The organism is Bradyrhizobium sp. LHD-71 (assembly GCF_031157255.1).
In the GTDB taxonomy this organism is placed as follows: domain Bacteria; phylum Pseudomonadota; class Alphaproteobacteria; order Rhizobiales; family Xanthobacteraceae; genus P52-10.
Genome location: NZ_JAVIFX010000017.1, coordinates 162,396 through 173,675, shown reverse-complemented (window position 1 = coordinate 173,675; position 11,280 = coordinate 162,396). Strand labels below are relative to the sequence as shown.

The 11,280-nt window shown below is 63.2% G+C and carries 9 protein-coding genes; 6 read left to right on the top strand and 3 right to left on the bottom strand.

All coding sequences use genetic code 11. The annotated features are described in order from the left end of the window. Window positions 1-238: 238 nt before the first annotated feature. The gene (locus tag RCO31_RS19940) at window positions 239-3,649 is read right to left on the bottom strand and encodes a DUF3971 domain-containing protein (protein WP_308970196.1); all 3,411 of its coding nucleotides are present in this window, start codon (window positions 3,647-3,649) and stop codon (window positions 239-241) included. A gap of 526 nt (window positions 3,650-4,175) precedes the next feature. Here RCO31_RS19940 and RCO31_RS19935 point away from each other — a divergent pair. The 3 genes from RCO31_RS19935 to RCO31_RS19925 all read left to right on the top strand — a co-directional run bounded on the left by RCO31_RS19935 (window position 4,176) and on the right by RCO31_RS19925 (window position 7,222). After that, entirely contained in the window at window positions 4,176-4,793 is a 618-nt protein-coding gene (locus tag RCO31_RS19935) for a peroxiredoxin (protein ID WP_308970194.1), read from the top strand. A gap of 92 nt (window positions 4,794-4,885) precedes the next feature. After that, window positions 4,886-6,250, top strand: a complete 1,365-nt coding sequence (locus tag RCO31_RS19930; RefSeq protein WP_308970192.1) for a peptidoglycan DD-metalloendopeptidase family protein — start codon at window positions 4,886-4,888, stop codon at window positions 6,248-6,250. A gap of 135 nt (window positions 6,251-6,385) precedes the next feature. Continuing rightward, window positions 6,386-7,222, top strand: coding sequence for an SDR family NAD(P)-dependent oxidoreductase (locus tag RCO31_RS19925; RefSeq protein ID WP_308970190.1), 837 nt, complete (start codon window positions 6,386-6,388; stop codon window positions 7,220-7,222). A gap of 4 nt (window positions 7,223-7,226) precedes the next feature. On the opposite strand, the gene RCO31_RS19920 is transcribed toward RCO31_RS19925, so the two are convergent. Beyond that, entirely contained in the window at window positions 7,227-8,144 is a 918-nt protein-coding gene (locus RCO31_RS19920) for a DMT family transporter (protein ID WP_308970189.1), read from the bottom strand. A gap of 351 nt (window positions 8,145-8,495) precedes the next feature. On the opposite strand from RCO31_RS19920, the gene RCO31_RS19915 reads away from it, so the two are divergent. From RCO31_RS19915 to RCO31_RS19905, 3 genes are all read left to right on the top strand, one after another. Continuing rightward, window positions 8,496-8,702, top strand: coding sequence for a hypothetical protein (locus RCO31_RS19915; RefSeq protein ID WP_308970188.1), 207 nt, complete (start codon window positions 8,496-8,498; stop codon window positions 8,700-8,702). Between the two features lie 47 nt (window positions 8,703-8,749). Then, window positions 8,750-9,337, top strand: a complete 588-nt coding sequence (locus RCO31_RS19910; protein WP_308970187.1) for a hypothetical protein — start codon at window positions 8,750-8,752, stop codon at window positions 9,335-9,337. 147 nt (window positions 9,338-9,484) lie between these two features. Then, a complete protein-coding gene (locus RCO31_RS19905; protein ID WP_308970215.1) occupies window positions 9,485-10,021 on the top strand; it encodes an AAA family ATPase in 537 nt (178 codons plus the stop codon). Here RCO31_RS19905 and RCO31_RS19900 read toward each other — a convergent pair whose 3' ends face one another. Then, entirely contained in the window at window positions 10,022-11,275 is a 1,254-nt protein-coding gene (locus tag RCO31_RS19900; protein WP_308970186.1) for a threonine ammonia-lyase, read from the bottom strand. Window positions 11,276-11,280: the final 5 nt, after the last annotated feature.

The following is an 11,280-nucleotide window of genomic DNA, read 5'->3' as shown; positions in this document are numbered from 1 at the left end:
ACGCCACTTCTGCAGGTAGTTGCGTTCGATCGTCCGGTCATAGCTGTTATCGCGCATCGGATCGTCCTCCAGCGGAGCGATCCAATCACCGATTTAGTGAACATGCACAATTGCGAGCGCAGCGAAGCAATCCAGTGTGAGGTTGTCGTGAGCTCAGACTGGATTGCTTCGTGGCCACAGGCGAGCGAAGCGACGCCGTTCTTTCGAACGGCTATGCCTCGCAATGACGGAAAAATGCTCAATTCTGCTGGGGCGACGAAAAGCTGTCGAGCGGCGTCTGCGGCTGACGGCCAGTCCCGAACTCGAAGATCTTGCGCAACACGCCGGGCGCAACGGCCGAGATCGGATTCACGCGCAGCGTCGGCGAGCCGGGCGTTCCGACCACCTCGTAGGTGATGCCGATCAGGCCTTCGTTGCTGCCGCCGCCAAGGAACAGGCCGACGATCGGAATCTGCCCGAAGATATTGTTCAACCCATAGGCCGGCAGGAACGTGCCGCTCATGCGGACCTGGTTCGCCGCATAGTTGATGTTTCCCTCGATGGTCGCGCCCATGGTCAGGCCTGCGACGAGGCCTTCGCGGATCGTCAGCGCACCGGTCGAACGGGTGAATTCCGCGCGCATGCGCGAGAACGCTAGCCCGGTCTGCGCTCCGCCATTCTGGCTCTGCGCCGCCAGCTGCTGTAGCTGCGCCTCGCCGCGAATGGTGAAATCGCTCACATTGAGCAGGCCTTCCTGCGGCGTGGAATCAGCAATCGGCGGATCCATCGCGATCCACATCTGCCCGCCATACATCTTCGAATACATGTCAGTGAAGCGGAACAGCGCACCCGCGTCCGCAGTCTCGAGGTAAATCACCACACGTCCGGCCTGGCGACCGCGGATATCGCCCAACACCTTGGTGTCGCGGCCGATCTTGCCGTTCAGCGCGAATGTGCGGATCACGCCGCCACGGCGCGCGAGCTTGATGTCGACGCCGCGCATCGCTTCGCCATTATGACCGGCGACCGCACCGAATTTTAGATCGGCCTCGAAATCGCCGATCCGCTGCTTCTTGTCGTGGCCGCTGCCGCCGATCGATGCCTTGATGAAGCTGCGGCCATCAAAGACGTCGCCGCGCATCGCAATCTTGAGCGCGCCGTCCGGCATACGCTCGGCGCGAAGCGAGGCCCGGTCGCCTTCGGATGGCTGATAGGTTGGGAACACCGCCGAGATGAGGTCGCCCTTGTCGTCGAGTTCGAGGCTGCCCTTGATCGACGCTCCGCCACCCTCAATCACCACCTCCTCAAAGCGGATCGACTGGTCCCTGCGAATGATGTTGAACGTCGCCCTGCCGGGGCGACCCGCACTCTTGACCCAGCCCGGCAGCAGGTTGTCGATCCGCAAACCAGACAGGTCGGCCTCGACGCCGAAGCGTGTGTCTTGATCGTCCGGACCGATCTTGCCGTTCAGTCTCAGGGGAATGTTGCCGGTCGCGCCGGGACCGAGATCGATGCCCAGCCGCGTCCGGCCTGCGTCATCGAGCGTCGCATTGACGCGCACTTCCGCATCCGGATCGCCCATGGGCTTGCGGTAATCGAGCGCTGCCGACTGGCCGTTGACCCTGATCTCACCCTTGATCTGATAACCCTGGTTGTTCGCGGTCAACTTGAGGTTATTGCTCTCAAGTCTTTGACTCATAACAAGTTTCTCAACCGAAACGTTGTTCAGGTCGGCACTGACCGTATAGGCCGTGTCCTGCTTGGTGAGTTCGGTCTTGAGCGGCATCGCCAACGTCACGACCGCTGCCGTCGCCCCACGGGTGCTGTTGGGGTCAATCGGCATGCCGGAGAACTCGCTCCAGCGATCGGATGACAGAATTTCGGCGACCGCCGGCAGCGGTGCATCGACGCGGAAGCGCACGCGGGTCTGCATCGGCTTGGGCGCAAGGTCGGGGATTTCGAACACGAAGTCCGACAGGCCTATTTTTCGTCCGGCCGCGGTTTCCATTGCCGCCTGGGCGATGCTGACGTTGGCGGTGCGTCCGGTGATGCGCACGCGCATGCCGGCGTCGGTCACCGGTGGGAGTCCGTCGACCGGACGAATCTTCACGTTGTTCGCCACGAAATTGATGGAGAGCCCCTCTTCCGGGATCGGCGGTCCGCCGCGGGCCAGCGTGTGAGTCGGAGCATTGATCGCAATTTCAGCTCGCTGCAGGAAACCGCTATCGACCCGCGCGAGAACCCATTCGCGCACCTCCGGATTGATGATCACCGGCCACAGGCGCTTGAGATCGGAAGCCGACATCGGCGTGCCGGCAAGGCCTGCCGTCAGGCGGGGCTCGTCAGTCGAGTAGTCGAACGTGCCAGTTCCCGCGACGCCGACGGTGCCGTTGGAGATGTCGCCCTGGGTCAGGACGATGCGCTTGCTGTCAATATCGAACCGCATGCGGATCGCGATACGATTGAAGATCAGCGGCGTTTCGCCTTCGTGGCCGGGCAGCACGATGGTGCCCCCCGAGAGGCCGAGCTGCCAGTGCGGCACGGTGTCGTTCGGCGGCTCGAGGTGGGCGAGCAGCGTGATCCGGTTCTGACCTGCCACCACCTGGAACGGGGCGACCAGCACCCGCCGTGTCGAATCCCAGTCGACGCTGATATCGGCCCGATCGATGTTCATCGGATATTCCGGCGCGCGGCGATCGACGATGCTGCCGGCGTCAACGCCGATCTTGCCGGTGAAATATGTCGGCAGGCCATCGCGACCGATCTCACCGCGCAGGCGCCCGGTCACCGGCAGGTCGGCAGTATAGGATGCGTCTTTCAGGCGGAGCGCGAACAGCATGTCCTTGATGAGGACCCGCTCAGCGGCGATCTCGACGCTGCGGACACCGTTCACCTGCGCACCGACGGCGGCGCGGAACGACCAGGGTCGCGTCGCGTTCTCCTCGCCGACGCTCAGCGCGATGCCGCCGCCGCTCGGGCGTTGCACGCTCAGATTGATATTCTCGAAGCTCCAGTGATTGCCGCTCTGCCGGTCATCGACCGTGACGTTGCCGTTCTTGATGCCGATCTCGTTGAGATCGTAACCATCCAGACCCGCGGCACTGATTCCGTCGAGGCGCGCGAGTGCGGCCAGCAAGGAGTCGATGCCGGAACCGGAGGCCGGTGCTGCGCCGGGCGATGCGGACGAGGCATCCGGAGGAGGCGTTGGCGGCGTGGATGTCGCAGATGGGGGCGAAGCGAGATCGGAAGGAGTCGCGGTCACGAGCGGACGCGCGTTCGTGCCCGTGGACACGCTCACCCGGCCGTCCGGCTCGATCAGCACCGACAATTCGGCGTCAACCAGGCTCAGGCTTTCGGCGCGAAGCCGTCCCAACAGCAGCGATGTGCTGGAGATGCGCACCTCGGCCTTCGGCGCGGTCGCGACGATCTGGTTGTCGCGGTCGCGCACCACGATGTCGAGCACGCGCACTGCAATGCGTACCGGTCCGGCGCGCTCGATCTGCGTTCCGCCGATCTCGACGACGTAGTCGCTGCTGACGTTGTCCTTGATCGCGGCGGTGAGCCACGGCGTCGCCACGTCGAAGCCGATCGGTCCCTCGCCAAGCCTCCACCAAAGAAGGCCGAAAGCGCTGCCGGCGAGCGCCGCCAGCACCAGCGTCACGGCAATCACACGGCTTACCCAGCGTTGCGCCCGCAACCTGCCCAGGAGCTGGCCCAGGTCATCGCCCAGCCGGTAGAGAAAAGCACCGGATACGTAAGTCCGTGGTCCGCTCAGAAGCCGCTTTGCGCGATCGGCTGCCTCGTCCTGTTCATCCTGCCAGCAACGGCGCCAGTCCGTGGAAGAAATTGGTGCTGCTCGATGCTGGGCTGGACGCCGCGTCGCAGCTTGAGGCCTCACGGGTGCGCGCGCGCCGTCGTGCGCCGTCCGCCCGCTCGACGGCGAGGCCGCCGATCCTCGGTCATCGTTTCCCGTCATTCAGTTACGGGCGCTCCGCAGCAAGCGAACCTGAGAATCACCATACGCCCCAGACCGTCGATTTACATAGCATCGACGGCCCGCGATCCTTAGCACGTCAAGGTCTGGAGCCGCTTTTGAAATTCCTGATTGGGCTTGCAGCGCGAGTGCTAAGGAACTTCAAATCGGCGACGCCAGAATATCACCCTTTGACCGGCGGAAAGCGACGAAAGGAAGGCGCATGGCACGGAAATCCTCAAAGAAATCAGCGTCAAAGTCATCCCTCAAGCCTTCGCCGCAAGCGCGGCGCAAGGCCTCCGCCAAGCCGGCCGCACCAGCATCGCGCAAAACCGTCAAGAAATCGGCAAAGGCCGCGAGGCCGGCCGGTCCTGTCGCGACACTGCAAGAGGGCGATCTCGCGCCTGACTTCACGCTCCAACGCGACGGCGACCTGACCCTGCGCCTCGCCGACTTCACCGGCCGCAAGCTCGTGATCTTCTTCTACCCGCGTGCCGACACGCCGGGCTGCACACTTGAGGCCGTCGACTTCTCTCGGCTGAAATCGCGGTTCGAGGAGGCCGGCACCAGTATCGTTGGTATTTCTGCCGACGAAGTCCGCGCCCAGACAAAATTCCGCGACAAGCACAAGCTCTCCGTTCCGCTTGGCGCTGATGCCGACCTGACGACCGTCACGGCCTACGGAGTGTGGGGCGAAAAATCCATGTATGGCAGAACCTTTCTCGGAATCGTTCGCACAACGATTCTCGTCGGACCCGACGGGCGCATCGCCCGCATCTGGCGCAACGTGAAGGTCGACGGCCATGCCGCAGAGGTCTTGAAGATCGCTCAGGCGCTTTAAAAGAAGGCATTTTCTGAAAATTAACCATAAGTGGGTCAAATCGGCGCGCGTTAAGTGCCGGTCGAAAGTTCAGTTGCCGGCGTGGAGTTTCGATGTCGCACCGGCCCCTGCATCTTTCGGATCCGTCCCATCCGCACCCGGCCGGCCGCGGCAGAGTTGCCGCCCGCAGCACTCCGCCTCGGCCCCAACCACACACTCGACCGCGCGAGAACGGCTACACGCTTGTGCATGCCGGCAAGCGCGTTCGCATCGGCCCGGTAGTGTTCTGGATCGTGATCGGCGCGGTCGTCGTCATGGGCGCGTGGTCGGCGGCCACCGCAACCTACTTCGCCTTTCGCGACGACGTGCTGACACGGCTGGTCGCTCGCCAGGCCGAGATGCAATACGCCTACGAGGACCGAATCGCCGAGCTGCGCGCGCAGATCGACCGTACAACCAGCCGGCAGTTACTCGATCAGGAGCAGTTCGAACAGAAGCTGGAGCAGATCCAGCGGCGGCAGATGGCACTCGAGCAACGCACGAGCGCCCTCAGCGGCCTTCCCGACGCCGCCCCGACTGGATCCGTCCGCGTGCCGGGCCGCGGTGCCGCTTTGGTCGAACCGCCGTCGACTGGATCACCGAAGCTGTCTACCGCCGGAGACACGGTCGTCTTCGTCGCACCGCCGGATCGCGAGGCGCGGCTGGAATCCCGCAGTTCCGCTTTTGCCAACCTGATGAAACCCGGCGACGTCGCAAAGACCGTGGGCCTCGGTAACATTCTGGGCCGCCTGCAGCTTTCGCTGGACGGCGTCGAGGGCCGGCAGATGGCGGCGCTTAATTCCCTGGAGGAGAGCTTTGACTCGCGGATGCGACGGATGCGCGCCGTCTTCACCGATCTCGGCCTGGATCTCGCCGGCATGGAGAAAGCGGCCCCGAAATCGGCAGTCGGCGGACCGTTCGTTCCGGCGAAGCTCCCCGGCAACGCAGGCCCCTTCGAGCGCCAGCTCCATCGCATCAACCTCACCCGTGCGCAAATCGACCGGCTGAATCGCACACTTGCGGTCGTCCCCTATCGCAAGCCGGTGATCGGCCAGATCGAATTCACGTCGGGCTTCGGCATTCGCAACGATCCGTTCCTCGGTCGGCCGGCGATGCACACGGGTCTTGATTTCCGCGGGTCCACCGGCGACCCGGTGCGCGCCACCGCCAATGGCAAAGTCGTCACCGCCGGTTGGCAGGGCGGTTACGGCAAGATGGTCGAGATCGATCACGGCAATGCGCTTACGACACGCTACGGCCACCTGTCGCAGATCAACGTCAAGGTCGGCGAAGTCGTCCGTATCGGCCAGGTGGTCGGCGCCCTTGGCTCGACCGGCCGCTCGACAGGCCCCCACTTGCATTACGAGACCCGGATCGACGGCGAAGCCGTTGATCCACAGAAATTCCTGCGCGCGGGCGTGCGGCTCGGCGCGAGCTGACTGGTCTTTGTTTTTGCCCTGCAATGCCCCTGCCGAAGACCTCTTCTGCGGCGATGCTTGCCTCTAGCCGTTGCCTCTTTCCGAACGCGCCCTAAAGTGCGCGCCGCAAATGGAAACGTTACCGGGAGGAGCATCATGGCGGACGCAAAGATCAACCCCAACGGAAAGCTGAAGGGACGGGTCGCGCTCGTCACGGGCGCCAGCCGCGGCATCGGCGAGGCGATCTCGACGCGTCTGGCGATGGAAGGCGCAAAGGTAATCTGCACGGCGCGCACTGCCGACGATGGCCAAAGCACCCTACCCGGAACGTTGAAACACACGGCCAAGCGCATCCGCGATGCTGGTGGCGAAGCCAACTACCTGACCTGCGACCTGTCCAAGGCGAATGAGCGCGAGCAGCTGGTGAAGGACGCCACCGGCCTTTATGGGCCGATCGACATTCTGATCAATAACGGCGCGGTGACATTCTATTCGCCGATCGAGACCTTCGCGGAAAAGCGGTTCAAGCTGATGATCGAGGTGCAGGTCTGGGCCGCGCTGCACCTGTCGCAGATGGTTCTGCCATCCATGCGCGAACGCAAGCAGGGCGCGATCGTCACGATCTCGTCCGGAGCGGCATGGCATCCGAAGCTGCCTTACGAGAACCTGCGCGCGGGCGGCACTGTCTACGGCATGTGTAAGGCAGCGCTCGAGCGCTTCTCCACGGGGCTAGCCTCCGAAGTCTACAACGACAACATCTCCGTCAACGTCATCGCGCCCGGCCTGGTGGCGACGCCAGGCGTCGCCGTGCACGGCCTGATCACCGAAAAGACCAAGCATCGCGTCTCGCCGATCGAGAACATTGCCGAAGCCGTGCATATCCTCGTCACCGGCGATCCGAAGAAGATGACCGGACGCATCGACAATGCCGGACCGTTCCTCGAGGAGCTCGGCGTCAAGCCGTCGCCGCTGGTCGGTGTCGCGGCGGGATAAGACGTCATACCGTTCGCCATCGTCCCTCCATCCAGTTGGCGAGACGACCATCGATGATAACCAGCGCAGCGGCAATGATCGCTGCGCCGGCAATCTGGTGGGCCTCAAGGCTTTCGCCGAGAACGCTGCGGCCGAGCAATATGGCTGGCGCCGGGACAAGCAACGTTACCAGCATGACGTTCGATGGTCCTGATCGAGCGATAATCTGGAAAAACAGGATATATGCGACCGCAGTCGACAGAATGCCGAGGCCGAGCAACGCGAGCCATGTGGTGGGACCCGGCATCGGCAATGTCCACGGGCGCTCGATTACGGATGCGATCAGCGCGGTGACAACGGCTGAGGCGACCAACTGCCCCGTGGCCGCCATGAGCGGCGGAACGCCCGACAAGCGCCGGCGGGCCCAAAGGCCCGACAGGCCGTAACTGAAGGCGGCGCCGAGGCAGAGCAGCACGCCGGTCGACGACGCAGCTCCGCCAATCATGTCGGGCACTTGAAGTACAGCCACGCCGGCAATGCCACACAGCACGCCGAGCAGTCGGCGGGCCGTCAACTGCTCGTCGCCGGCAGCCGCCAGAACGAGCGTCGTAAAGAAGGGCGTGGTCGCATTGAGCACCGAGGCCAGGCCCGACGAAACAGTCGTCTGGCCGATGACGATCAGTGACATCGGCACCACATTGTTGAGCAGTCCCATGCCGGCAAGCGGAATCCAGTCACCTATCGTACGCGGCAGACGCATGCCGAACCAGTTCAGCACCGGCACGAGCACGAGCGCGCCGAGCACGATCCGCGCGCAGACGATGGTAAACGGCGGCAACTCGCGCAGCGCCACCTCGACGAAGAAGAAGACGCCGCTCCACAGCACCGCCAGGGCCACAAGCCGCCACCAACTGGACGAATCGATTGAAACAGAACGGGACATGAGCAGCTCCGGTGAGGTCCGGAGAGAACGGTATCCCGCAACGTGGCGCCACCCGATTTGCGACTGGCCGCGGGCGTCACAGCGTAGCCACGTTCCATCGATATCTCTGGATGGCGAGCCTATACGGCTGGCGCCCGGCTGGACGGAGCAGCGCCAGCCATTTAGGACTAGTGCTCCGTTTCCGCAGTTCGCATCCCTTGCGGCACGGAAACTTCAGGAGCACTAGCAACGTTATGTTTCCAGAGCGGTTTCGAATCTGAATTCCTGCGCCGGGCTTGCCGCGAAGTTGACAGGAAACTCAAATTCACCGCACTAACCCGCACGCAACACGAACGGGGCCCCAGGTAGTTCATGTCCAAGCAAGCAATGCGCGAGGAAACCGAACGACTTGTTCGCGAAGCGCTCGAGCGCAAAACCGTCGCGATCAAGCAAGGCAAGACGCGAATCGAAGCCAAGTGCGGAAAGTGCGGTGCACCGAACCGATTGGCGGCAGAGAAGAACGCCGTGCGGGTGAAGTTTACCTGCAAGGAATGCGGCCAGGCGCAACAGTCACTCTAATTTCCGGCCGTTATTCGTAGTCCTATTGCTTCGCGTCGACGGGCAGCATGCAGTTCAACGTCATTCCCATTGACGCTATCAAGGCGATCAGCCAGCGAAACTTTGCATTTCACTGGCAGGCGCTGCATGCGAAGACCGGCTTGCCGCGGTTTGCGGATTTCTCGCCGGGCGAGCGCGCGCACGATCCCCGAAAAATGCTGGTCTGGGCAATCGACGAAAAGGATGGCGAACGCTGTTATCGGCCCCTCTATGGCGGAGCATACCTCTTCGAGGCATTCGGCCCCGGCGCCTCCGCTGAATCGATTCCCGAGCCGCTGCGCGGCATCTTCAGGTCGGGACTGGACGCCTGCGTGACGTCGGCCAGCATGATCTACATGTCGATCGCCACTTCGGATCCGGAGGGCCATCGGGTCGAGTGCGAACGACTGCTGCTGCCGTTCGGCGACGGCGCCGCCAAGGTTACACACATTCTTGCGTCCTTGCAGGTGGTGAGCCTTGAAGGGACTTTCGATCGGCACAACATCGTTGAGTACTTCGAGAAGGAAGTGAACGTTACACTCTGCGGACGAATTCTGCCGGCATCGCGATCGGTGCTCGGACCGTCCGAACGGCTGGGCTGGTCACAATCGGCTTGAGCGCGCCACGCCAGGTGTCTCATCGCCGCGCTCGATCTCACGAGCCAACAACAACTTCATGCCAACCAGAATCATCGTTCCGGTGTGCGACACGACCAATGAAGTGTCGATCCGACAACATCTCATCACGACCTGATGGAGGCAACGATCGAACGATTTGTGCTGATTTCCGGCTGTTCGAGTGGTGGCAAATCGACGCTGCTCGCCGAGCTGAGCCGGCGAGGTTTTGCGACGGTCGATGAACCTGGCCGACGCATCGTCAAGCAAGAACTTGAGGGCGATGGCGCAGCGCTGCCGTGGGTGAATGGCACTGCCTTTGCGCGCCGCGCCGTGGCGATGGCGCAGGCGGACCTTTCGGCGGCGGCCCTGCTTCAAGGATGGGTGTTCTTCGACAGAGGTCTGATCGATGCGGCTGTCGCCCTCGAACATTCGAGTGGCGAGCCCGCAGCGGGTACAATCAGCGCCCATCGTTTTCACCGCCAGGCTTTCCTGACGCCGCCCTGGCCCGAAATTTACGTGACGGATGCAGAGCGGCCCCACGCCTACGAAGCGGCCGTCGAAGAATACCGGCGCCTGCTCAAGGCCTATCCGGCGTTGGGCTATGAGCCTCTGGTGCTGCCGAAAGTTAGTGTCGGAGAGCGCGCCGACTTTATCCTGAAGTCGCTGGCTGTTGCGTCGGACTGATCAGGCCAGCGTATCGAGCACCGGCACGTCGGCGGCAAATTCGCGTTGCCGCACATGCGCACCCCCGGCCCTCAAGTCCTCGACAATCGCGTCAGCATGGCGTGCATCCTGCGCTTCGATCAGAAGTTCGATTTCGGCGATGTTTGCAGACAGCACGCCGAAAAAGCGCTGGTGCTGGACTTCGACGATGTTGCCGCCGGTGCGCGCGACCGACTCCGTGATTTTTGCAAGCGCGCCCGGCCTGTCCTGCACTTCGACCGTCAGACGTATCAGGCGGCCGTCGCGAACGAGACCGCGCATCAGAACGTTTGCAAGGATGCGCGTATCGATATTGCCGCCTGAGATGACCAATCCGACCCGCTTGCCGGCGAAGCGATCGCGGTGGGCAAGCACGGCTGCAAGCGGCGCAGCGCCTGCGCCCTCCGCAACGGTCTTCTCGATTTCGACCAGCAGAATGACCGCGCGTTCGATCTGGCGTTCGGATACCGTCACGACATCCACGCCGTGCGCCCTGAGCATCGACATCGGCAATGCGCCGACGTCCCGAACCGCGATTCCCTCGGCGATGGTGGCGCCGCCCACCGAAATTGCGGCCCCTGCGAGAGTCTGCGCCGCGGCGGCGTAGGACTCCACCTCGACGCCGACGATCTTGGTCGGCCGGCCGAGCCCATCGGCCGCGACGGCGGCACCGGCGGCAAGTCCGCCGCCGCCGACCGGCACGACAATGCAGTCGAGTGCCGGCCTTTCGCCCAGCATTTCGAGGGCGACCGTTCCTTGTCCGGCAATCACGGCCGCGTCGTCATAGGGATGAACGAAGATCAGATTTTCTTTTGCAGCCAGCGCGTGGGCGAAGGCGGCCGCATCCGCAAGTGTTTCGCCCTCGAGAAGAACGCGAGCGCCGTGATGCCTGGTGCGCGATACCTTCACAAACGGCGTCGACTTCGGCATGACGATGGTCGCGCTGATGCCGAGCCGCTGCGCATGATAGGCGACGGCCTGCGCATGATTACCCGCCGACATGGCGATGACGCCGCGCTTGGCCTCCGCCGCCGAAAGTGTGCTGAGCTTGTTGGCAGCGCCGCGTTCCTTGAACGACGCGGTAAACTGCAGATTTTCGAGCTTGATCCAGATCTCTGCGCCAGCGATTTCCGATAACGTCTGGGAATGAATGAAAGGCGTGTGGATGACGCTCGACGCGATCCGATCCGCCGCTTTGCGAACATCTTCAAACGTGACCGTCGTCGTCTTGCTCATGCGAC

Excerpts from the sequence above, each read along its gene's own strand:
- RCO31_RS19920 (WP_308970189.1), bottom strand. The coding sequence starts at position 8,144 with ATGTCCCGTTCTGTTTCAATCGATTCGTCCAGTTGGTGGCGGCTTGTG.
- RCO31_RS19925 (WP_308970190.1), top strand. The coding sequence starts at position 6,386 with ATGGCGGACGCAAAGATCAACCCCAACGGAAAGCTGAAGGGACGGGTC.
- RCO31_RS19910 (WP_308970187.1), top strand. The coding sequence starts at position 8,750 with ATGCAGTTCAACGTCATTCCCATTGACGCTATCAAGGCGATCAGCCAG.
- RCO31_RS19900 (WP_308970186.1), bottom strand. The coding sequence starts at position 11,275 with ATGAGCAAGACGACGACGGTCACGTTTGAAGATGTTCGCAAAGCGGCG.
- RCO31_RS19930 (WP_308970192.1), top strand. The coding sequence starts at position 4,886 with ATGTCGCACCGGCCCCTGCATCTTTCGGATCCGTCCCATCCGCACCCG.
- RCO31_RS19935 (WP_308970194.1), top strand. The coding sequence starts at position 4,176 with ATGGCACGGAAATCCTCAAAGAAATCAGCGTCAAAGTCATCCCTCAAG.
- RCO31_RS19915 (WP_308970188.1), top strand. The coding sequence starts at position 8,496 with ATGTCCAAGCAAGCAATGCGCGAGGAAACCGAACGACTTGTTCGCGAA.